This window comes from uncultured Sphingomonas sp. (genome assembly GCF_964244265.1).
In the GTDB taxonomy this organism is placed as follows: domain Bacteria; phylum Pseudomonadota; class Alphaproteobacteria; order Sphingomonadales; family Sphingomonadaceae; genus Sphingomonas.
Genome location: NZ_CAXTHV010000003.1, coordinates 62,877 through 84,984, shown reverse-complemented (window position 1 = coordinate 84,984; position 22,108 = coordinate 62,877). Strand labels below are relative to the sequence as shown.

Genomic DNA, 22,108 nt, shown 5'->3' with positions numbered 1-22,108 from the left:
AGCGTCCGGACTGGAGATCATGACGGCGTTCTACGCGGCGGTGCTGTACCTGTTGGGCGGCGGCAATCCCAGTTTCGGCATTGCGACACTGTTGCTGATGGTGGCGACAACCACCTTTGTGGCAGCAACCCCCCTGCTTCTCACGCGGCATCCACCCTTGTCGTGGCCGGCGACCGCCGGCCTGCTGCTCGTCATCGCGATACCCCTGGTCCAGATCATCCCGCTACCCCCGGCGATCTGGCACGCACTGCCCGGCCAAGCGTTACGGATCGATGTCCTGGCATTGGCAGGCCTCGACCAGACATGGCAGCCGATCAGCCTGGCGTTGGTGGATACGACTTACGTCGTTGTAATGACCGGAGGATTCGTTGCGCTTGTCATGGCGCTGACGGTAATGGATGGGCGCTCTTTCCAACGCGTATCGGTCCTGCTGCTGGCACTGATTGCGCTCAGCATCGTGATTGGCGTCGTACAGGTGACGACGCGCGGCGACTTTCCGCGCTTCTTCGAAAAGTGTGACGCCGGTTCGCTGATCGGGTTCTTCTCCAACAAGAACCATATGGCCCTGGCGATCAGCGCGTCCCTGCCGCTGGCGTGGCGGGCATTGTCGTTCGGGCGGACCCGAGACAATGCGTCGCTGTTTCAGATACTGTTCTTTGCCTATTGGGGCGTTGCGATCGTTGCGATCGTCGCAACGGCGAGCCGCGCCGGCTTGGCAATCGGCGTTATGGTTTCTCTGGCCATCGCGCTTCTGATGACGCGCAAGGCGAAGGCCTGGCACCGCGCCGCCATCGGACTGGTCGTGACCGCGCTGGCGGCGGCTGTTATGAACTCGTCCGTGTTCGAGACGGTGATGGAACGATTCGGCAATGTCGGCAATGATTACCGCTGGCGGTTCGTCGCCCAGAGCCTCCCCCTGCTCAGGGAATATTGGGTGACAGGGGCGGGGGGCGGCGCATTCTACGATCTTTTCATTACCACCGAACGGCTCGAATGGGTCAAGCCGACGATCGTGAACCATGTCCATAACGATTATGTCGAATTGGTCATCGAATATGGTATTGCCGGCGTCTGCGCGCTGGGCCTGATCGGAGCAGCGGTCGTGCAATCGGCATGGACGGCACGCCGAATGCCGGGATATGATGCGCAGCAGCGCTGGGCAGGCCTGATCATTGTTGTCGCGATCGCTCTGCACAGTATCGTCGATTATCCTTTGCGACGCCCCGCCATGCTGGCGATCTTTGCCTTCTCGCTGGCCATGCTGTGGCGCGCGCCAGGCGAGCGCGGGGAAAGCCTGAAGTGAGCGCAATACCCCCGTCTTGCTGCCCCGCTTCAAGCCGTCTAATGCCCGTGCTGTTGCGGACGTGCGCGTCCGTTCATCTAGCGTCTACGGAGCCCTTACTTTGCGTTCGTTGCTACTCGGCTTTCTCGTAACGCTCCTGTGCGCCGGCTGTGCGGATCGGGTAAGCGATCTTCCTGTCGGTGAATCGTCGTTTCCGGTGCAGGCGCCGAACGATCAGACCGCATTCGTCGTGTTGCCGGATTACCGCATCGGCCCGCTGGATCAACTGAAGGTCGTGGTCTTCGGCGAAGAGGATCTGAGCGGCGAACTGCCCGTGGGGCTGAGCGGTTCTGTCTCGCTGCCGCTGATCGGCGAGGTTCCCGCGCAGGGCAAGACGACCAATGAGCTGGCTTTGGACATCAAGCGCCGGCTGGACCAGCGCTATCTGCGCAACGCTTCGGTGTCGGTGTCGGTAGTCGATTCGAAGAACCTGACGGTCACGGTCGACGGTGAGGTCAAGAAACCGGGTATCTACAATATTCCGGGCCGCCTCACTCTCATGCAGGCGATTGCGCTGGGAGAAGGAGCGACCGAATACGCCAAGCTAAGCGAGGTCGTGATCTTCCGCTCCTTTAGCGGCAAGCGATATGCGGCCCGCTTCGATCTAAGGGATGTTCGTCAGGCCCGCTTTCTCGATCCAGAGATCAAGCAAGGGGATGTCGTCGTGGTCGGCTATTCTGCCGCTACGCGACGCTATCGCGACCTGCTGACGTCGCTGCCCGGCTTGGCCGGCTTGTTCGTCGCACTGCGCTAGATTCCAAGGACCCCTCGAATGACGCCCATTACCGCCGACGACGCTTTCTACGTCGCCCCCAGCGCGGCTGGCCGGAGAAGCGCTGCCGACCAGAAGGAAGTAAAAGGTTTCGATCTGCGCGAGATCTGGGCGTTAATCTATCGGTCGCGATACTGGATCGGTGCCATTTTCGCCGTGGCGGTTGCGGGTGCCATTCTCTTTACCCTGCTCGCGACCCCTTATTATGCCAGCAGCGCCAGCATCGAGGTTCGGCAAGAAGCGGAAAAGGTGCTCGGCACCGAAGCGGATCGCGAGAGTGCGTCTTCGCGAATGGATGCCGAACGCTTCCTCCAAACACAGCTCGACATCATCCGCAGCCGCGCGGTGGCAACTGTGGTCGCCGAAAATCTTGGCCTGTTCCGCGGCGATGGCTTCCTGGAGGCGATGAAAGTCAACGACACGAAGACCGGCCGCATCCTGTCCGAACGAGAGGCGCATCGCGATCAGGTCCTCAAGGTCCTGCACGATAATCTGTCAGTCGAATATACCGGCGACACGCGCATCGCGGTGCTGACCTTCACCAGTCCCGACGCTCGTCTCGCTGCCCGCGTCGCGAATGGCTTTGCCGACAGCTACATCCGCAACAGCCTGGAACGTCGGGCCAGCAGTTCCACCTATGCGCTGGACTTCCTTCGCCGGCAGTTGGCCGAGGCGCAGGTGCGCCTGCAGCAATCCGAACGCGACGCGATCGGCTATGCCCGCCAAACGCGCATCGTCGATGCATCGAATGCCGCAAGCGGCGGAAGCGAACAAACCCAGCCTCAGTCGCTGATCACCGCGCAACTCGTCCAGCTAAATACCGCCTTTGCAGGCGCGACCGCGCAGCGCATCGACGCCGAACAGAAGTGGCGGACCATCGCGGTCCTGCCGCTGCTTCAAATTCCTGAAGTCCTGTCGAACCAGGCGGTACAGGAACTCGTCCAGCGCCGTGCGCAGTTGCAGGCCAATTATCGCGAGCAGCTGGCCAGCCGGCAGGAGGACTATCCGTCGGTTCGCCAGCTGGCCGCCCAGGTCAAGGAGATCAGCGGCCAGATCGACACGCTGGCACGCTCCATCCGCGGCTCAATTCAAAGCCAGTATGATGTGGCGGCCGCCCGGGAGCGAGAAATTTCAAGCAAGCTCGATGCCCTCAAGAGCAGTACGCTGTTCGAACAGAACCAGACGATCCAATTATCGATCTTGCGACGCGGCGCGGACACCAACCGCCAGCAGTACGACGCCCTGCTCAAACGCTACAATTCGCTGAACGCCGAATCCGGCGTCCAAACGAACAACCTGACGATCGTCGATCGCGCCGAGGTAATGGAGAAGCCCTCCTGGCCGAAGCTTCCCATCAGCGTGGGCGTGGCGCTCGCCTTGGCGCTGCTTGCCTCGACGGCCTTCGTGGTCGGCCGGGCGCAAATATTCGACTCTATCCGCACGCCGCACGACGTCAGTGATCGCATGGGTATGGCGCTGCTTGGCGTCGTTCCGACAACCGAAGACATCACGCAATCGCTGCTCGACATCAAATCGCCCATCAACGAAGCGATCAGTTCAATCAGTGCAAGTCTGTCGCTTGCGTCAGCCAACGGGACGCCGCGCACCATCATGTTCACCAGCGCGCAGGCCGCCGAAGGCAAATCGAACACCTGTTACGCGCTTGCGCGCAGTTTTGCCCGGCTCGGCAAGTCCGTGATCATCGTCGACATGGACCTGCGCCGGCCGAACGCCCACAAGCTGCTGAGCCTCAAGAACGATCTCGGGGTGACCAGCGTCCTGACCGGTCAGACGTCCCTCGACCAGGCGATTCAGCCTACCGATCTTCCGCAGCTCACCCTGTTGTCCTCCGGCCCCGTTCCGCCCAATCCATCCGAATTCGTTGCCGGTACAGGCGTCAACGACTTGCTGAATATACTGATGAGCCGCTTCGATGTGGTCATGGTGGATTCTGCGCCGGTTCTCGGCCTGGCCGACGCGGTCCTGCTGTCGGCCCAGGTCGTGGCGACGGTATTCGTCATCGAATCCGGTCGCAATTCGGTGCGCGGCGCGCAGCATTCGATCCGCAGGTTGACCGATGCCGGCGGCAATGTGCTGGGCGCGATTCTGACCAAGTTCGACGCCGTCAAGCTCGGCTATGGTGCCCAAAGCGACTATGGGTACAATTATGGATACCATTATTCCTCCAGATCGGCCTGAGGTGTCGCCAGGCTGGAAGCGCTGGGCTTCGGCGACTGCCTTGGGCGCGACGCTCATCGCCCTGACCGTCGGCTATGCCACGGAATCGTCCGCTTATGGCATCGTCCGCACCGGTCATGTGCAGGCCGTTCGGTCGGGCAAGCCGACGGAGATCGATCGCACGACGTTGCAAAGGGCCATTGAGGCGACGCCGCTTCGGCAGTCCCTGGTGAACATTGCCATGTCGGCCGGCCGTCCGCCGGGATCGATCCCCGATCGCCGGTGGATTGCGGTGCTGCGCCGGATGGGATGGCGCGATACGCCGTCGCTGCAGAACATCCTTCTGGCTCTTTCGCGGGGAACTGACGAGCGAGCGATGATGGATACGCTCGACGCCCTGCTTCGGCGCGGGCAGCTGTTCACCCAGACGGCCGGGGTGATGAACGCGATGGAAGGCATTGCCGGCGCCCGCCCCGAAGTCATTCGCCTGCTCGCGCGACATCCATCATGGCGACACGACTATCTCGTCACCGCGGGTGAGATCAGAAGCGAACCGCTCGCCCTCGGCCGCTTCCAGGTGCTCAACCAGCTTCAGCGGCGCGGCGACCACATGACACGCGACGAAGTCGCCCCCCTGCTGCCAGTGCTGATCCGCTATGGACGGCCGGTGGAAGCCTGGAAGCTGTGGTACGGATTTGCCGGGCCGATTGCTTCTCCCCTCCAGGATGGCGATTTTCGGCTTGCCGCGAACCGCGCGAACGTGGATCAGATTTCAGTGCCTTTCGAATGGGATTTCCCGATTGGCAGTGGCTTTTCCGTCGACCTTTATCTGGAAGGCGGTCGCCCCAATCTCGCCATAACGTGGGACGGACGCGGCGTACCGGTCTTTGCGACACAGACCACATCCGCCAATCGCGGCCGCTATTCTTTGAGCGTCGCCACGTCTGATGCTCCGGCAATGGTGGCGGATCTGCTCGTCTTCCGGCTGCGTTGCGGCGATCAGAGCGTGGATTTCTCCTGGGATGGTCGACGACGGCCCGGCGAATTGCGCTTCGGGGCGATCAACGTTCCCTGCGACTTTCCCGTTCTGGAAATGGCGGGCAAGCTCCAGGGCACATCTTCAGCACATAGCTTCAGCCTCCGCCGTATCACCCTGTCCCACCTGAGCGGCACCCCGCAATGATAGCCGGGCGCTTAATACCCGTGATCCGGCAGTGTTCTCCCAGGGGGTCGCGATGAACGCCATCGTCGTCATATTGCGCCGTAACGCGTTCCTCACTTCCCGAAGCGCCATCCTCTTTCATCCGGCGTATCTTATCCGGCGTGCGCTGTACAAAGCCGTGCGCGAGGCAGCCGCCGGTTTCCGGGGAGCAGTGCTTGATTTCGGCTGCGGCTCGAAACCGTACCGCTCGCTGTTTACCAACGTTGACAGCTATGTGGGTGTCGATATCGAGCAATCGGGACACGACCATAAGACGAGCGAGGTCGATGTCTTCTATGACGGTCAACACCTTCCCTTTGACACGGCCAGCTTCGACGGCGTGGTGGCGTTCGAGGTGTTCGAGCATGTCTTCAACCTGCCCGAGATACTGGGAGAAATCGGGCGCGTCCTGCGCCCTGGCGGACGGCTGATGTTCTCCGTCCCTTTCGCCTGGCCCGAGCATGAGCAGCCTTATGATTTCGCCCGCTATACAAGCTTTGGCATCCACCATGTCCTAGAACAAGCAGGATATCGCGAGGTCAGGATCCGCAAGTCGAACGACTCCGTCCGCGCAATCGCGCAGCTCGGCATCGCTTTCCTGACCGATCAGGCCATTCCTCGGCTCGGCGTTTTTTCACGACCCCTAAAGACCGCTGTCGTCCCGGTTCTCAATCTCACTGCGGTTGCCATGGCGGCCATCCTGCCGCGCCGGTACGACATATACTCGAACCTGATAGTCGAGGCGGTCAAGCCGTAGCCGCCGAGCGGGCGGCGTTGCTTTCGATCAGCCCTTCGAGGAAGGCGATGGTTTCTTGCCCAATCGTGTCCTGATCGAATCGTCGCCAATCGTCCGCTGCCTGGCGCTGTAGTCGCTCCAGCAGGGTGCGATCCCTTGCGAGGTGTGTCAGCTGCTCAACCCAGTCACCGGCATCATGGCGACGCAGGAGGATGCCGTTGCGACCATCCTCGACCAGCTCCGAAAGGCCGCCCCGGTCGGTAGCCGCCACGGGAAGACCGTTGCTCAATGCTTGGATGACCACGCCGGGCGAATTCTCCTGCCACAGCGACGGTACGCACAGCACGTCCGCCTGCGCCATCTCGTCGGCCAGCACATCCTGCGAGACAAAACCGAGGAAACGCAGCCATGGCGCATGGCCGTAATGTGCGAGCAGATCTTCCTGCAGCGGCCCGGCTCCGGCGACCGTCAAGCTGATGGGAAGACTGCCGACGAGGCGGTCGACCGCTTCGAACAGCACCTCGATACCCTTGTGCGTGTCGAGCTTGCCGACATACAAAAGCCGCAGCGTGTCCGATGCAGGCCGTGGTCGACCGGAGACAGGATAGGATTTGGTGTTGAGCAGCCGTGCATGCGGATGCTGCTTGATCGGCACATACCGGTCGAGTGAGTCCAGCATCGCCTGGGAGGGCGAGATGAAGCCGAGCGAGGCCGCCGCGGCCAGGTTGGCGAGCCACCGGTTCTTGAACGCGCCCGAGATGCGGCAGGCGGCACATTGCCCGACGCAGTCCCGCCCGTTCCGGAACATCGACATGCGGATGCAGGCGAGGCCCAGATCATGCAGGACATAGGCTGTCGGCACCGCGCAGCGCGCGAGATGCTCGAGCGTCCGGTATCCGAAGCCCTGCAGATAGTGGATGACGACGACGTCGGGCGCGAAGGTGGCGACACGCGCGGCGATTACCCGGCCGACACGATCGTCGACATGATCCTGCAAATGCCAGATCGGCTTCTGCCATGCCGGTGCCTGGTGAAAGCGCGCGACTGGATAGATATGCGGCGTGTTCAGCCTCTCGACGCGCAAATTGTCCTCAATCCGTAAGCTGCCCTCCTCGCCCGCCTCGCGCGCGGCCATCAGCACCCAGACGTCGTGCCCTGCCAATGCCGCCCATCCGGCAAAACTTTGCGCGCAATCCTCCGCCCCGCCGAACGCATAGGGCGGGTAGAGGGCGGAGAGGATCAGGATGCGAATGGCGAGGTTCCCCCGTGGAGGAAGGGGAGCTGTTTCGCCTCTCTAAACCAAATTGTCCCACGTGCAACCGCGAACAGCGTCATTGTCAGAACCACACCGAGTGCCGCACCGATAAGACCATAGATCATAGTCAAACCTATTGTCACCGAAATTACCGTCAAGAACAGAAAAATATTCATGATAATAAAACGAAAGTCCTTCTCCATTATATAATCAACTATACCTAGGTATTCATTTACCGTCTTACTCATCATCCCTAGTAAAATTATTGGCATGACGTAATACTGCGATTCTAGCTCTGACCTGTTCAGAAATTTCACTAACACTATTGTACCAACTTCAGCTAGCGAGAACGTCGCGAGCGAAAACAGAACAAGCTTTTTTAGGCACCGATTCACTGCCGACACGAATTCTACTGCTTGGTCACCGGAAAACATGATCCGCAACTTAGGCATATAAGGTTGCGTCGTTGCCGATTGAGCGACCAGAAAAGCGGCGTTGGCGATTGAAAAGTAGAAATAATACACTCCGGCTGCGGCAATGCCTAAAAAAGAGGAGATTATAAAACGATCGATGTTCTGCCCCACCGCAAGCGCGAAATCACTGAGCCAGATCGACATCGCTCGTGGGGCGATCATACGCAACCACCCAAAATCGAAAGGCGTTTTCCAGAATGATCGCGACGTGAATGCCGAGCGGAAGAATAGCAGAGTTGCGGCACCGTAAATGATCAATCCGCAAAGCCACGTGATGACCAGCGCCTCGATGGTACGCAGTGGAGAAAACAAATAGGCCACTGCCATGTAGATAGGTATCCAGAAGGCTGATCGCACGAAGAGGAGGAGGTTGGCGGCCATTGCCCTATGGCGCGCGATCAGCAGCAGGTGCAGATCGAAGCCCACCATCTCGATTACGATCAACATCCCGCAAAGCCAGGGATTAACTGGAAGGACGACCTGTCCAAACGCGGCCGCCGCGCCTAGTCCTAGCGCGGACACCATGCCGCAGACGGCGGTAATCAGCAGGCGGTCCCGAGCGAACGGTATGGCGCGCTCACCCGGCATGCCGATGATCGTCCGGTTGACGAAATAGCTGAGGCCGAGGCCAGCAGCGCCGGGCAACAGACCAGTCAGGCCGATGAGCAGCGAGAAGACGCCGATGTCCGCAAAGGACAGGTACCGCGCCATGAACAGCGCCAGCACCATCCGCATTGATAAGCCGGCGAGGCGAAGCCCTCCAGCCAGAATTTCGCCCAATCGCTGTCCCTTCCCGTCATCCTGCGTCAACCTGGCGCCTAGGGCAGAGCGGCTGGTAGGAGCAATAGTTTACGGTTGCGCATTCTCGGGGTGATCCTTAATGAAGCTCCAGGGTTATGTGCGTCCAGGGAGCTTAACTAAGTATGGTTTCCGATATTGATATAGGTGACTCCATACGAGCCAAAGACCTCAAACATGCGTATGAGCGCAAGTTTTCTATAGATGTTGCACGTTTTTTCCCAGTAAATTTGGTTACCCTCGATAAGGTTTTGCCTTTTGGATATTATATTTTCCGACCTACGATACCGGGTGATAGTCAATTTTACTCGGATCTCATGAACCGCATTGCCTACGATGATGGTAACAAGGCTGAATTCTTGGCGGCAAAAGAATATGTCAGCGGTAACGAACAAGTACTCGATGTGGGGTCTGGGCCTGGACGATTCAGCGCATTCTGCAACGGCTCGTACAAGGGTGTTGAACTGAACCCGGAAGCGGTTGCCGAAGCGCGGCGGCATGGTCGCAACGTCGTGCTGGAGAAACTCGAGGATCAGCCTGTTGCGGCCTTTGACGTGGTTACGCTTTTCCAGGTTCTTGAGCATGTCAGCGAACCTGAAGCGTTTCTGGCCGAAGCAGCGCGTCGCGTGGCACCCGGCGGGCGTCTGATCGTCTCCACGCCCGACATGGCCGGCTATATGGCATCCAGTACCAATCATGTCCTGAACTATCCGCCCCATCACATGAGCTGGTGGACTGGCGATTCCCTCGCTGCGCTTATGGCGAGCAACCAACTCACCGCACACGCTATCTGGAAGGAGCCGTTGCAGCAGCTTCACGTCACTGACTGGGTGGAAAGCACGCTGTTCCCGCGGCGGTCTAAACATTTTGATTTTTCGGCCGTGGCAAAAGCCAAGCGGGCAATTGCCAAATTGGGCAGCCTTGTCGCCACACCCTTCCTGCGCCGCGCGCCGCACGTAACGGGACAGTGTGTCATGGTCGTCGGCCAGCGCGCCGCCTGATTTAGAGCATCCGATGTCGGTTCCTGCCGGGCAACGCGCATCGTCGGCGAACGGCATGCTCCTGACGCTGTCGCTGGTGATCGCCTTTCTCGCTGGAGCGACCGACCTCAAGCTGGGCGACATCCAGGGGGTGGAGATCGCCGTCGTCGGCACGCTGGTATTGTCGCTTGTCAGCACCCGGACTCAGCTGAGGCTTCAAGGCCCGACAGTCGTCATCGACACGCTGCCGCGGTTCCTGTTACTATTTCTGGCGCTGGGCATCGGATCGCTGCTGTCGATGCGCCTCCCCTTCTATCCCATTCCCAATACCGGTCTGTTGAAGCAGCCACCCTGGGCGACGTTTGTCCGCCTGGTCGAGATCATCATCTCGGTCAGCACGATGTTCGTCATCACCCTGGCGATCGGCACACGACCCGAAAATCTGAAGAAGGTCTTCACCGCCTATGTCTGGGCCGCCTATGTCGGTGCGGCGTGGGGTATTGTGTCGCTGGTCGGCTGGCTGGCCGGTATTGAGCTGCCGGGCGCCACGGCCGGCGCCATCCCGCGCATTCGCGGTTTTTTCGTCGAGGGCGGGCCGTTCGGCTTGTACCTGGTCGGGGCGCTGCTGATCCAGTTCGTCCGCTATTTCTACTTGCGCTATATCGGCCGCGGCGAATTCCTGATCGGCACGGCGCTGCTTGTCGTCGCGTTGGCCGGCGCGCAGTCCAAATCGTCGATCATGCTCGCGCTGCTCTTGGTCGCCGCCTATCTGTTCGTTACCAAGCGGCTGACTGCCGTGATGCTGCTGTCGCCGCTTGTCATTCCCTTCGTCCTGACGAGCAATATCGTCGCCGGGGTTAACGGCTATATCGAAAGCCGCGAGCGCTTCTCCGTGCTCGCCTTGACCAACCCTGAGGATTACAATTTGGTGATGGGCCGCGTGATGGCATCGATTCTCATGCCTCGGATCGTGGCCGAGCATCCGATCATCGGTATAGGAATCGGTAATTATAGCCTGGTGCGAAACGATCCGGCGCTGCTGCGCGGTTTGCCCCAAGTCGCCTATTGGGACCTGCCCAGCTTGGGATTGCTGGGATATCTGGCTGAATTGGGCGTACCGTTGACCATCTATGTCATGTATCTCTACCTTTTCCCGTTCCTTCAGGCGCGCAAGTCGAGGCCCTGGATCGCCGTTTTGTCCATCTATCCGTTCGGCGCGGCGCTGTTCGGCGTACAGCTCAACTTCGCTTATCCTTGGATCATCATGGGTATGGCCTTTGCCGCACTCGCGATTGATGCATCGTCGCGTCGCCTTCCGTCAGCACTAGGACCAGATTGGCATCGGACGTCGGACATCCGGGAGGCGCCGGCCGGCATGGGCCGATCGGCATGACGATGCGGCGGCGATGAAGAGCATCCTCGTCGATGCGCGGGTCGGATGGACATCGGGGATCGGCCGCTATTCGGCCAATGCAGTACCTCGCGTTGCCCGCGCCATGCCGAATATCCGGTTCGATATTCTCGTCACCCCCTTGGACGCATCGCGCGCTCGCGCCGCGTCCAAGGGGGTGCCCAACCTCCACATCCGCGAGATCGACTTGCCCGCGTTCGACAGGGCCGAGCAGTGGCGCCTGCCAGCGCTGGCCCGCGGCTATGACCTGACATGGTTCGTCAATTATTGGGTCCCGCTCGCCTTCCGGTCGCCATTTATCGCTGTCGTCCACGATATGCTGCATCTAGAGCCCGATCTCTTCCCCGCATCGCGGTTGAAGCGCGCCCTCTCGAGACAGACTTTCCGGCACTTGCGCCGGCATGCCGCCGGTCTTTCGTTTGACAGCCGCTTCACTCAGCGCGAATTCACACGCCTGATCGGCGCACCCCGCCTTGCCCGGGTATGCGGTATCGGCATCGATCATGACGGCTGGCCGCTGTTTGACCCGGCGCATCCCCCCGCCAAGGAGCATCGGCTGCTTGTTGTCGCTGCAGCCAAGGCACACAAGAATTTCCGCATCGCGATCGAGGCCTTTCTACAAGCGCATATCCCAGCCCATTGGACGCTGACGATCGTCACACCCGATTCGATGCTGCGTTCCTCGATCGACGTCGCCGCCATGGCCAAGTCGGATACGCGCATCGACATCCGCACCGGGCTGAGCAACGAGGAACTGCGCGATTTGTACGCCAAGTCGGCTATCGTGCTGATGCCTTCCCTGTATGAAGGGTTTGGCCTGCCGTTGCTCGAAGGTCTCCAGAGTGGCTCACAGGCGATTTCCTCAACCGCCGCCTCCCTTGTCGAGGTTGGCCAGGGCGCGCAGATCAGCTTTGTCAATCCGCGAGACCTGGAAGGTTGGGTCGAGGCGATTGAGGCCGAATGCAGTCGGTTCGACCGAGGCACGGTGAGGATTGAGGAGCGAACCGCAAATATGCGGCGCGCTCTGCTTCACACGTGGGACAGGGTCACGCAGAGCACCCTGGAACTGATCGACGCGGCTACGCGCACCCAGAGCAAAAGGCAACAGGCAGAACAATGACCAAAACGGCAATTGTCACGGGGATCAGTGGCCAGGACGGCGCCTATCTCGCCGAAAACCTGCTCGGTCGCGGGTATACTATCTACGGTACCTATCGTCGAACCAGCTCGGTGAATTTCTGGCGGATCGACGAACTTGGCATCGCCGATCATCCCAACCTGAAGCTCGTCGAATACGACCTTACCGACATGGGGTCGGCGATCCGGCTGATCGAGACGTCGGCGGCAACCGAAATCTACAACCTCGCCGCGCAAAGCTTCGTCGGCGTGTCGTTCGACCAGCCGATCACCACCGGCCAGATTACGGGCCTGGGCGCGGCGTATCTGCTCGAGGCGATCCGCACCGTGAACAGGGCGATCCGCTTCTACCAGGCGTCAACGTCGGAGATGTTCGGCAAGGTCCAGGCGATCCCACAGAATGAGGAGACGCCCTTTTATCCGCGTAGTCCCTATGGCGTTGCCAAGCTTTACGCACATTGGCTGACGGTGAACTACCGTGAAAGCTTTGATATCTTCGGCACCAGTGGCATCCTGTTCAATCACGAAAGCCCCTTGCGGGGCCGCGAGTTCGTGACGCGCAAGATCACCGATACCGTCGCAAAAATTGCCTTGGGGAAGGCCGATCTGCTCGAACTTGGCAACCTCGACGCCAAACGCGACTGGGGCTATGCCAAGGACTATGTCGAGGGCATGCGGCTGATGCTGCAGCACGACGTTGCCGATACGTACGTGCTTGCAACTAACCGCACCGAGACCGTGAGGAGCTTTGTCGAACTGGCGTTCCGCGAGGTCGGCATTGAACTCGACTGGTCGGGTAGCGAGGACAGCGAAACCGGTACTGATCGCAAGACGAACAGGACGCTGGTCCGGGTCAATCCCAAATTTTACCGTCCGGCCGAGGTCGAGCTGTTGATCGGCGATCCTGCCAAGGCGCATCGCGAACTGGGTTGGCAACCAGAGGTTCAGGTCGAGGAATTGACATCGCTGATGGTCAAGGCCGACTTGCGTCGCAACGAAACGGGCTGGTCGTTCTGATGCGAGTGGCGGTGACGGGAGCGAACGGCTTCACCGGCCGCTATGTCGGCCAGTTGCTGGATGCGCTCGGCATCGACTGGGTAGCGCTACAGCCCGACCTGACCGATCGTGCGGCAATCGCCGCGGCCGTCGCAGCCACACCCTTTGATCGCCTGATTCACCTAGCTGCGATCGCCTTTGTCGCCGCCGCGCAGTGGCGCCCCTTCTACGAGGTCAACCAGCTGGGGACGCTGGCGCTGCTCGAGGCGGTCGCACGGCAGCGTCCGGGAACGCGCTGCGTCCTCGCCAGCAGCGCACAAGTCTATGGCCCGCAGGCAAGCGGATCAATCGACGAGGACCAGCCTCCTCATCCGGTCAATGCATATGGCGTCAGCAAGCTCGCGATGGAGCTAGGCGCGACACCATGGCGCGGCGATCTGGATATCGTTGTGACGCGGCCGTTCAACTATACTGGCGTCAACCAGGAGGACCGCTATCTCATCCCGAAGATAGTATCGCATTTCCGTAATCGCGCATCGGTCATTGAGCTGGGCAACCTGACGGTACGCCGTGAATTCGGTGATGTGCGATCAGTCGCGGAGGCCTATTGCGGCCTGGCGCTTTCCGATGTTCCCGCGCCAGTCGTGAACTTGTGCACCGGCGAGGCGCATTCGGTGTCCGGCATTGTCGCCATGCTCGAGAGGACGACCCGTCACAGGATGGAGATAAAGGTGAACCCGGCGTTCGTGCGCCCCGACGACGTGCCTCTGCTCGTCGGGGACGATCGTCGACTCCGCGCGTTGTTGCCGAAATGGCGGCCAAAGGATCTTGCCGAAACCTTGTCGTGGATGATGTCGGTCTGATGAGCGGCGACGTTTTGATCGAACGGAACCTGTATGTCTGACGATGTGAACCGCCGAGAGACGCTCGGCACCGCCGTCTGGGCCTCGCTCCAGACGCTATTCTCTCCTGCCTCGCGCTCCGACGACCCGGCCGTTGCGCAATCGTTGCAATCGGTTGCGTTCGTGACGACGCTGGCAGCCGCCCGCTCGTGGCGGTTCGACGATACGGTCGGCATCATCGTGCTTGGCGGTTTCGCGCGTCCGGGGGATGGGGGGGCGGGGCGCGTCATGGTGCGCGACTTATCGGTCGACCCTCAGCGCGTCGCGGCCGATCCGACCGCGGCGTTCATCGATCGGGCGGGAATGGGCTTCAGCGCGGTCCCGCAAGCCGCTGGCACCGCCTTGCGCGACGGGCCGCTGCTCAACTGGCTCGTCGCGCGGACGGACCAGTTCGGAGCCACTCCTTTTGCCGGCGCCCAGCCTCGGGATATCGCCAATGGACGACGCCTGCAGGTCGCGTTCGACGCACTGGCCGATGAGAACAGCGCCCTGGCGAGCGTAACGTTACCGCGAGGCAATTGGTCGCTGGGACCCACGCAGCTATCTCTCCGCGCCCGGCGTGCCAACCTGGCCGGCCAGGGCATTTCCGTCACCTATCTTCATACCGAGATTGCGAGTGGCGGGACGGCACTCACGCTGCGCAATTATGGCGGCGATACGACTGCGTTCGCGCTGGACAGCGGCGCGCCCGCCATGTCGCAGGAGGCGGCGAGGAATAGCCGTCGTAACGGCATCCTGTTCGACTGGTCGGGCGGTCACGGTTCGATCCGGTCGATCGAGACGCGCTGGTTCAACGGCTTCGGGATGCGGTTCGTCAACATCTGGGATTCGATCGTCGAAAATGTCATCACCGTCGGCTGCGGTAGCGACGAACATCATGCCATCGAATTCGTCTCGGCCGGCGACACGACCAACCACACTAACGTCAACCGACTCCAGGCCGAGGACAGCGTAGGCCGCGCGATCCTGTTCGATGCGGGTTGCCTCAACATGTGCGTCGACAACATCCATTGTGAAGGGACGGTCGGTCGGCGCGGTCAATATTCCATCTCGCTGCTCGGCACGGCGATGAGCTACCGAAACGCCCGCATTGCCAATGACGGCGGCAATGTCGATGTGCTGTTGGGGGGTGCCGGTAACGTCTACGACCGCTTCTCCTTTGAAGCCGGCGTTATCGTCGATTACGCGACCGGGGAGATCGGCCGCAGCAAACGCAGCTTTGTCACGCATTGCGTCTTTGATCGGTTGCGCGTCCTGAGCCGCAATCGCGGCATGCTGGTGATCGCGGACTGCACCATCGAACAGCTTGAGATTGCCGACCAGGCGGCGTCCATCCGGCTGGTGCGATGCATCATCGGCAATGTTTCGCTTTCCGGTAACCAGACCGACGTCTCCTTCGACGATTGCGACATTACCGGCCGCTGGCAAGGTGCCGGAAACGTCCTGGTCCGGGCCCGCAACTGCCGGATGGCGAACGGCCCCATGGCGAGTGTGACGCACCTTTACGGGTGCATCATCGACAAGGAGTATGTCTCGTCCTTCAATCAGCAGATTCATGCCGTCGATTGCACGTTTGAGGGCAACGTCGTCCTCGACAACAATGGTGCGCGCATCTGGCTTCTCGGCAGCTTCATCGTCGCCGGTGCGCTCAGCTATCGCGCAGGATCAGCGTTCGGGGCTTGCTCGTCGGACGGTCGCGTGGCCGGGGATATCCATCCCAATTGGTACGGCACGGGAGGGACCTGGCCCCGTGGTACGCTGCGCGCCCGCCTCGACGCGGGCCGCGGCACCCCGCCTTATACACGGTTCGACGGCCGATCCTGGAGTGCCGCTGCTCCGCTCAGCTGACCGTTTCAGGAAGATGGACGCATCGCTCCGGCGTCCCTATCAACGCTTTGTCTCCAATAATCGGCGAGCCTGTCTTGAAAGTAGCCATTGTCCACGATTGGTTCACCGCACGTGGCGGCGCCGAACTGTGCGTCGAGCAGTTTCTCCATTTATATCCTCAGGCCGATCTATTTTCCCTGGTCGACTTTCTTCCGGAGGAGCAGCGTGCGCTGCTTGGCGGTCGCAAGGTGCATACCAGCTTCATCCAAAAATTGCCTTTCGTGCGCAAGCATTATCGGTCCTACTTGGCGCTCATGCCGCTGGCGGTCGAACAGTTCGACCTTTCTTCGTATGATCTTGTCATCAGCACATCGTCGGCGGTTGCCAAGGGCGTGATAACCGGCCCCGACCAAGTACACGTGTCCTATGTTTTCAGCCCCATTCGCTATGCCTGGGATCTGCAGCACCAGTATTTGCGTGAGAGTGGAACCACGACGGGTCCCAAGAGCTGGATTGCCCGGCTGATCCTGCATTATATCCGGCTGTGGGATGTACGGACTGCACCTGGCGTTGATCATTTCATCGGCATCTCGCATTTCATCGCGCGTCGGATCCGCAAAACCTATGGTCGCGACGCGGCCGTCATCTATCCGCCGGTCGATATCGATCGCTTCACGATCTCCGCCCGGCCCCGCCAGGATTATTATGTCACGTCGTCGCGCATGGTGCCCTACAAGCATATTCCGACGATTGTCTCCGCCTTCGCGGCTATGCCGGATCGTGAATTGATCGTCATTGGTGACGGTCCCGACATGGACAAAGTAAGGAAGTGCGCCGGCAGCAACGTCACCATCATGGGCCGGCAGCCTGACGAGGTGCTGGTCGACAAGCTTCAGCACGCCAAGGCGTTCCTCTTCGCGGCCGAGGAAGATTTCGGTATTGCACCACTAGAAGCGCAAGCGTGCGGAACACCCGTCGTCGCCTTCGGCAAGGGAGCGGCGCTGGAAACCATATCGGATGGCCGGCAATATCCGCCGACGGGAATCTTCTTCGATGCCCAGACGCCGGAAGCCATCGGCAAGGCCGTCGAGCGGCTCGATGCGGTGCTGGACACGATATCGCCTGCACAATGCAGGGCAAATGCCGAGCGTTTTTCGGTGCAACGCTTTCAGGATGAAGCCAAGAAGTATTTCTCGAACATTCTTCGAGACTCCGAATTCCACTTTGACGATCGTTCCGGTGTCGATAACGTGGCTGGGCAAGTGACTATCCGCGACGATGTGCCTGTTGAGGCGGTCCCCGCTTTTTCCACCGGCTGAAGGTGGCATGCGGCGCAAACCGCCGCCGTCCGCCGTCCGGGCCAGGTCACGCGCATAGCCGGGAGCCGGTGGAGGCGGCAGCGGATGGTTGCCCGCCCGGCTCCGTCCCCCTAAGGCGCCGCATCATGGAGCGGCTCGACAACGGCTCGGCGGTGCCGGCGCGCCTTTGCGGCGGGTATGTCGCGCTCGGCAATTTCGACGGGTTTCATCTCGGCCATCAGGCGGTGGTGGCACGCGCCACCGGGCAGGCGCGGGCGGCGGGCGCGGCGGCGCTGGTCGCCACGTTCGATCCGCATCCGATGCGCTATTTCCGGCCGGATACGCCGTGGTTCCGGCTGACGACGCTTGACCAGCGGGAACGATTGTTCGGGGCAGCGGGCGCCGACGCGATGGTCGTCTTCGGCTTTGACGCGGCACTCGCCGGATTGAGCGCGGAGGCGTTCGTCGCCGAGCAGCTGGTCGGCCGGCTGGGTGTCGCCGGCGTGGTGACGGGGGAGGACTTCACCTTCGGCAAGGATCGCGGCGGCGACACCGCGCTGCTCCACGCACTGGGCGAGCGCCACGGCTTTGCCGTCGCTACCGTGGCCCCGGTGGCACTGGACGGGCAGGCGGTGTCGTCGACCCGGATCCGCCAGGCGCTCAAGGGCGGCGACCCGCGCGCCGCCGCGCGGCTGCTCACCCGACCCTATATGATTGAGGGCGTCGTCCGGCATGGCGACAAGATCGGCCGGACCCTGGGCTATCCTACCGCCAATATCGAGCTCGGCACGTATCTGCGCCCCGCTTACGGCATCTATGCGGTGCGCGGGAAGCTGGCGGACGGCCGGATGCTCGACGGGGCGGCGAATCTGGGGGTGCGGCCCAGCTTCGATCCGCCAAGGGAATTGCTCGAGCCGTATTTCTTCGATTTTTCGGGCGACCTCTACGGTCAGGTGATCGAGGTCGAGCTGGTCGACTTCATCCGCCCGGAGGCGACGTTCGCCGGGCTTGACGCGCTGAAGGCGCAGATGGCGGCGGATTGCGCGCGGGCGCGGCTATTGCTCGCTTGCTGATTTCATTGAGGTATTCGGCCAAAGTTCACGAAAGTTCACGGGGTCGAGGGTCGCGCGGGGAGGGGGTGTCAAGGAGCTGTTCTTCGATAATGCGGGAGGGCCTTGTAGGACAGCAATTCCTCCCGGTGCCGGGGAGGATTGAAAGATGACGCGCGCGATTTCTCCCGCTAATGCCCGCCAACCGATGACCGATACCCCTCCGCCCGATTACCGCGACACCGTCTTCCTCCCCCGGACCGACTTCCCGATGAAGGCCGGGCTGGCGGCGAAGGAGCCCGCGATCCTGGCGCGCTGGGCGGCCATCGACCTGTACGGCAAGCTGCGCGCGGCGCGTAAGGGGCGCGATCGGTTCATCCTCCATGACGGCCCGCCTTACGCCAATGGCGACATCCATATGGGCCATGCGATGAACAAGGTGCTGAAGGACATCGTCGTCCGCAGCCAGTCGCTGCTTGGCAAGGATGCGCCCTATGTGCCCGGCTGGGACTGTCACGGCCTGCCGATCGAATGGAAGGTCGAGGAAGCGTATCGAGCCAAGAAACTGAACAAGGACGACGTGCCGGTCGCACAATTCCGTGCCGAATGCCGCGCCTACGCCGCCAAATGGGTCGACATCCAGCGCGAGCAGTTCCAGCGGCTCGGCGTGATGGGCGACTGGGACGATCCGTACCTGACGATGAAGTACGAGGCCGAGGCGGCGATCGTCGGCGAATTGCTCAAGTTCGCGACCAGCGGCCAGCTCTATCGCGGCGCCAAGCCGGTGATGTGGTCGCCGGTCGAAAAGACCGCATTGGCCGAGGCCGAGGTCGAATATGAGGACGTCGTCTCCACGCAGATCGACGTGGCGTTCGAGATCGTCGAGGCGCCAAACGCGCCTGAGCTGGTCGGCGCACATGCGGTGATCTGGACGACGACGCCGTGGACGATCCCGGTGAACCAGGCGTTGGCCTATGGGCCGGAAATCGACTATTCGCTCTTTTCGGTTTTCGATGGCGATCGAGAAATCAAAATGCTGGTCGCTTCGGCTTTGCTCGGCACGTTCTTGAGCAGAACGGGCTCAAGTGTCGCGTCTGCACCGATCGAGCGCGGCATTTTCATCGGTAGTCAACTCGCCGGCGCCGTCGCGCGACACCCGATCTACAATTATCTTCGTCACCCCGGCGAAAGCCGGGATCCCGCTTCTTCCGACGGCGAAGGTAGTCGGACCCCGGATCAAGTCCGGGGTGACGATTGGGAGGCGCGCCTCGCTTTCTTCGCCCGCCCCCGCCCGTTCCTGCCCGGCGACTTCGTCACGACCGACGCCGGCACCGGGCTCGTCCACATGGCGCCCGATCATGGCGAGGACGATTTCCTGCTGTGCAAGGCGCACGGCATCGACCCGGTGTTCGCGGTCGACGGCGCGGGGATGTACCGCGCCGACTGGGCGTGGCTGGGCGGGCAGGGGAGCGTCATCAACAAGAAGTTCGTGAGCGCCGACGGTCCGATCTGCGCGGACCTGCGTGCGGCCGGCGCATTGCTCGCGGCGTCGGACGATTTCGCGCACAGCTATCCGCATTCGTGGCGTTCCAAGGCCAAGGTGATCTTCCGCGCGACGCCGCAATGGTTCATCCCGATGGATCAGGCAGAGTCCCCCTCCCGCTGGCGGGAGGGGCTAGGGGAGGGCGTGTCCGCAAACGACGCGCTAGCCTCGACAAGCCCTCCCGCAAGCGGGAAGGAAGATAACCCCCCGACCCTTCGCGCACTCGCGCTCGACGCGATCGAGCGGACGCGGTGGGTGCCCGACCGCTCCAAGAACCGCATCCGGTCGATGGTCGAGGGGCGGCCGGACTGGGTGATCAGCCGCCAGCGCGCCTGGGGGGTGCCGATCGCGCTCTATGTCAACCGAACGACGGGCGAATACCTCCGCGATCCGGCGGTCAACGCCCGCATCGTCGCGGCGTTCGCCGCGGACGGCGCGGATGCGTGGTTCACCGCCGATCACCCCGCGCTGCTCGGGCCCGATTATGACCTCGCCGAGTATGAGCCGATCAACGACATCCTCGACGTATGGTTCGATTCGGGCTCGACCCATGTTTTCACGATCGAGGCGCGCTATGGCCAGGCTGTCCGCGCCAACCTCTATCTCGAAGGATCGGACCAGCATCGCGGCTGGTTCCAGTCGTCGCTGCTCGAAAGCTGCGGGACGCGCGGCCGCGCGCCGTATGATGCCGTCCTGACCCACGGCTTCGCGCTCGACGGCAACGGCCGCAAGATGTCGAAGAGCCTGGGCAACGTCGTCGATCCGCTCAAGATCATCCAGGAATCGGGCGCCGACATATTGCGGATGTGGGTCGCGCAGACCGATTATTTCGAGGACGTGAAGATCGGCAGGGAAGTGCTCGCCACGACCTCCGACACCTATCGCAAGCTGCGCAACACCTTCCGCTACCTGCTCGGCGCGCTCGACGGCTTCACCGAGGACGAGCGGGTCGCGCCCAAGGACATGCCGGCGCTGGAACTGTACGTGCTCGATCTGCTCGGCAAGCTCGACATTGACCTCAAGGCCGCGACGCAAAGCTTTGAATTCGGCCGCTATCTGCGGTTGCTGACCGACTTCGCGCAGGACGATCTGTCGGCGTTCTTCTTCGATATCCGCAAGGATTCGCTGTATTGCGACGCGCCCGGCGACCTGAAGCGGCGCGCGTACCGCACCATGCTCGACACGTTGTTTCATGCGCTGGTCCGCTATGCCGCGCCGATCCTGTGCTTCACCGCCGAGGAAGTATGGCAAGCACGCTTCCCGAACGACGACGGCTCGGTCCATCTCCTGGAATGGCCGATGGTGCCAACGTTGCCCGGCGACCGCGCGGCGGCGACGGAATGGTCCGATCTCAGGAGCTTGCGCCAGCAGGTTACCGAAGCGATCGAGCCGTTGCGGCGGGCAAAGCTCGTCAAGTCGAGCCTGGAGGCCGAGGTAACCGTGCCCGATCTGCCGCTCTCCGCCGCCGACTTGGCCGAGGCGTTCATCGTCGCCAAAGTGACCAAGGGGCCGCTGGCGGTGACGCGCACCGATTACCCCAAATGCGGCCGCTGCTGGCGGCATCTGCCCGACGTGACCGCCGATGGCGCGCTGTGCGACCGCTGCGCGGGCGTGGTGGCATGAACCGCACGAATCGCACGAACCGGTTGCCGACCGCGGGGCTGATCGGCGCCGCCGTGATGCTCGTGCTGGACCAGTTGGTCAAATGGCTGGTGGTCGGGCCGCTCGGCCTTGCGCAGATGGGCGACGAGCGCGAGTTGCTGCCGATCTTTCGGCTGGTCAACGTCCACAATCCGGGGGTGTCGCTGGGGTTCCTGCGCGTCGATCCCGATAAATCGTGGATGCTGGTGGTGCTGACCGGGGCAATCGCGCTGGCGGTGCTGGTGTGGCTGTGGCGCGAACGCAACCGCACCGACCAGATCGCGCTGGGCATGATCCTGGGCGGCGCGGTGGGCAATATCGTCGACCGGCTGCGGCTCGATTACGTGCAGGATTATGCCGACCTGCACTTGCGGGTGGCAGGCGGCGACTGGTCGCCGTTTTTGACCTTCAATCTTGCCGACGTGGCGATTACGGTCGGCGTGCTCATTCTGCTCGCACGCGCTGGCGAAGTGCTTACATGGGTAACGAGGATAAGGGACGTGCTTGGACGGCTCGGATCGTATCTCTCCTCGAACAATGAATCGTAGTGGGATTTCCGCGAAGGCGGT

17 protein-coding genes are annotated in these 22,108 nt (G+C 61.7%); 15 read left to right on the top strand and 2 right to left on the bottom strand.

From position 1 onward, the window contains the following. Nucleotides 1-19: 19 nt before the first annotated feature. From ACFE7K_RS02105 to ACFE7K_RS02085, 5 genes are all read left to right on the top strand, one after another. Entirely contained in the window at nt 20-1,303 is a 1,284-nt protein-coding gene (locus ACFE7K_RS02105) for an O-antigen ligase family protein (protein WP_375396497.1), read from the top strand. Nucleotides 1,304-1,403: 100 nt separating this feature from the next. Continuing rightward, nucleotides 1,404-2,096 carry a polysaccharide biosynthesis/export family protein gene (locus tag ACFE7K_RS02100; RefSeq protein WP_375396496.1) on the top strand — a complete coding sequence of 231 codons (693 nt, stop codon included), beginning with the start codon at nt 1,404-1,406 and terminating at the stop codon, nt 2,094-2,096. Nucleotides 2,097-2,114: 18 nt separating this feature from the next. Beyond that, complete coding sequence (locus ACFE7K_RS02095) at nt 2,115-4,313, top strand: GumC family protein (protein ID WP_375396495.1); 2,199 nt, start codon at nt 2,115-2,117, stop codon at nt 4,311-4,313. A 40-nt stretch (nt 4,314-4,353) separates the two neighbouring features. After that, nucleotides 4,354-5,475 carry a hypothetical protein gene (locus tag ACFE7K_RS02090; RefSeq protein ID WP_375396494.1) on the top strand — a complete coding sequence of 374 codons (1,122 nt, stop codon included), beginning with the start codon at nt 4,354-4,356 and terminating at the stop codon, nt 5,473-5,475. Nucleotides 5,476-5,527: 52 nt separating this feature from the next. Further along, the gene (locus ACFE7K_RS02085) at nt 5,528-6,250 is read left to right on the top strand and encodes a class I SAM-dependent methyltransferase (protein WP_375396493.1); all 723 of its coding nucleotides are present in this window, start codon (nt 5,528-5,530) and stop codon (nt 6,248-6,250) included. On the opposite strand, the gene ACFE7K_RS02080 is transcribed toward ACFE7K_RS02085, so the two are convergent. After that, complete coding sequence (locus ACFE7K_RS02080; RefSeq protein WP_375396548.1) at nt 6,240-7,364, bottom strand: glycosyltransferase; 1,125 nt, start codon at nt 7,362-7,364, stop codon at nt 6,240-6,242. The two genes, ACFE7K_RS02085 and ACFE7K_RS02080, sit on opposite strands and share 11 nt — an antisense overlap. Nucleotides 7,365-7,468: 104 nt before the next feature. Then, complete coding sequence (locus tag ACFE7K_RS02075) at nt 7,469-8,737, bottom strand: lipopolysaccharide biosynthesis protein (protein WP_375396492.1); 1,269 nt, start codon at nt 8,735-8,737, stop codon at nt 7,469-7,471. 143 nt (nt 8,738-8,880) lie between these two features. On the opposite strand from ACFE7K_RS02075, the gene ACFE7K_RS02070 reads away from it, so the two are divergent. From ACFE7K_RS02070 to lspA, 10 genes are all read left to right on the top strand, one after another. Then, nucleotides 8,881-9,756: a class I SAM-dependent methyltransferase gene (locus tag ACFE7K_RS02070; protein WP_375396491.1), complete on the top strand. Its 876-nt coding sequence runs from the start codon at nt 8,881-8,883 to the stop codon at nt 9,754-9,756. A 55-nt stretch (nt 9,757-9,811) separates the two neighbouring features. Beyond that, complete coding sequence (locus ACFE7K_RS02065) at nt 9,812-11,128, top strand: hypothetical protein (RefSeq protein WP_375396490.1); 1,317 nt, start codon at nt 9,812-9,814, stop codon at nt 11,126-11,128. 13 nt (nt 11,129-11,141) lie between these two features. Then, nucleotides 11,142-12,266, top strand: a complete 1,125-nt coding sequence (locus tag ACFE7K_RS02060) for a glycosyltransferase (protein ID WP_375396489.1) — start codon at nt 11,142-11,144, stop codon at nt 12,264-12,266. Continuing rightward, nucleotides 12,263-13,300, top strand: coding sequence for a GDP-mannose 4,6-dehydratase (gene gmd / locus ACFE7K_RS02055; RefSeq protein ID WP_375396488.1), 1,038 nt, complete (start codon nt 12,263-12,265; stop codon nt 13,298-13,300). The genes ACFE7K_RS02060 and gmd overlap by 4 nt, the downstream gene beginning before the upstream one ends. Continuing rightward, nucleotides 13,300-14,142 (top strand): GDP-mannose 4,6-dehydratase, encoded by an 843-nt coding sequence (locus ACFE7K_RS02050; protein ID WP_375396487.1) that lies wholly within the window; start codon nt 13,300-13,302, stop codon nt 14,140-14,142. Before gmd ends, ACFE7K_RS02050 begins: the two co-directional genes overlap by 1 nt. A 33-nt stretch (nt 14,143-14,175) precedes the next feature. Then, the gene (locus ACFE7K_RS02045; protein WP_375396486.1) at nt 14,176-16,029 is read left to right on the top strand and encodes a hypothetical protein; all 1,854 of its coding nucleotides are present in this window, start codon (nt 14,176-14,178) and stop codon (nt 16,027-16,029) included. Between the two features lie 74 nt (nt 16,030-16,103). Further along, nucleotides 16,104-17,327 (top strand): glycosyltransferase family 4 protein, encoded by a 1,224-nt coding sequence (locus ACFE7K_RS02040; RefSeq protein WP_375396485.1) that lies wholly within the window; start codon nt 16,104-16,106, stop codon nt 17,325-17,327. Nucleotides 17,328-17,452: 125 nt separating this feature from the next. Beyond that, nucleotides 17,453-18,379: a bifunctional riboflavin kinase/FAD synthetase gene (locus tag ACFE7K_RS02035; RefSeq protein ID WP_375396484.1), complete on the top strand. Its 927-nt coding sequence runs from the start codon at nt 17,453-17,455 to the stop codon at nt 18,377-18,379. 184 nt (nt 18,380-18,563) lie between these two features. After that, nucleotides 18,564-21,521, top strand: a complete 2,958-nt coding sequence (gene ileS, locus ACFE7K_RS02030) for an isoleucine--tRNA ligase (protein ID WP_375396483.1) — start codon at nt 18,564-18,566, stop codon at nt 21,519-21,521. Continuing rightward, complete coding sequence (gene lspA, locus ACFE7K_RS02025) at nt 21,518-22,087, top strand: signal peptidase II (protein ID WP_375396482.1); 570 nt, start codon at nt 21,518-21,520, stop codon at nt 22,085-22,087. The genes ileS and lspA overlap by 4 nt, the downstream gene beginning before the upstream one ends. The last annotated feature ends 21 nt before the right edge of the window (nt 22,088-22,108 follow it).

Excerpts from the sequence above, each read along its gene's own strand:
- ACFE7K_RS02105 (WP_375396497.1), top strand. The coding sequence starts at position 20 with ATGACGGCGTTCTACGCGGCGGTGCTGTACCTGTTGGGCGGCGGCAAT.
- ACFE7K_RS02095 (WP_375396495.1), top strand. The coding sequence starts at position 2,115 with ATGACGCCCATTACCGCCGACGACGCTTTCTACGTCGCCCCCAGCGCG.
- ACFE7K_RS02085 (WP_375396493.1), top strand. The coding sequence starts at position 5,528 with ATGAACGCCATCGTCGTCATATTGCGCCGTAACGCGTTCCTCACTTCC.
- ACFE7K_RS02080 (WP_375396548.1), bottom strand. The coding sequence starts at position 7,364 with ATGGCCGCGCGCGAGGCGGGCGAGGAGGGCAGCTTACGGATTGAGGAC.
- ACFE7K_RS02070 (WP_375396491.1), top strand. The coding sequence starts at position 8,881 with ATGGTTTCCGATATTGATATAGGTGACTCCATACGAGCCAAAGACCTC.
- ACFE7K_RS02065 (WP_375396490.1), top strand. The coding sequence starts at position 9,812 with ATGCTCCTGACGCTGTCGCTGGTGATCGCCTTTCTCGCTGGAGCGACC.
- ACFE7K_RS02060 (WP_375396489.1), top strand. The coding sequence starts at position 11,142 with ATGAAGAGCATCCTCGTCGATGCGCGGGTCGGATGGACATCGGGGATC.
- gmd (WP_375396488.1), top strand. The coding sequence starts at position 12,263 with ATGACCAAAACGGCAATTGTCACGGGGATCAGTGGCCAGGACGGCGCC.
- ACFE7K_RS02050 (WP_375396487.1), top strand. The coding sequence starts at position 13,300 with ATGCGAGTGGCGGTGACGGGAGCGAACGGCTTCACCGGCCGCTATGTC.
- ACFE7K_RS02045 (WP_375396486.1), top strand. The coding sequence starts at position 14,176 with ATGTCTGACGATGTGAACCGCCGAGAGACGCTCGGCACCGCCGTCTGG.
- ACFE7K_RS02035 (WP_375396484.1), top strand. The coding sequence starts at position 17,453 with ATGGAGCGGCTCGACAACGGCTCGGCGGTGCCGGCGCGCCTTTGCGGC.
- ileS (WP_375396483.1), top strand. The coding sequence starts at position 18,564 with ATGACCGATACCCCTCCGCCCGATTACCGCGACACCGTCTTCCTCCCC.
- lspA (WP_375396482.1), top strand. The coding sequence starts at position 21,518 with ATGAACCGCACGAATCGCACGAACCGGTTGCCGACCGCGGGGCTGATC.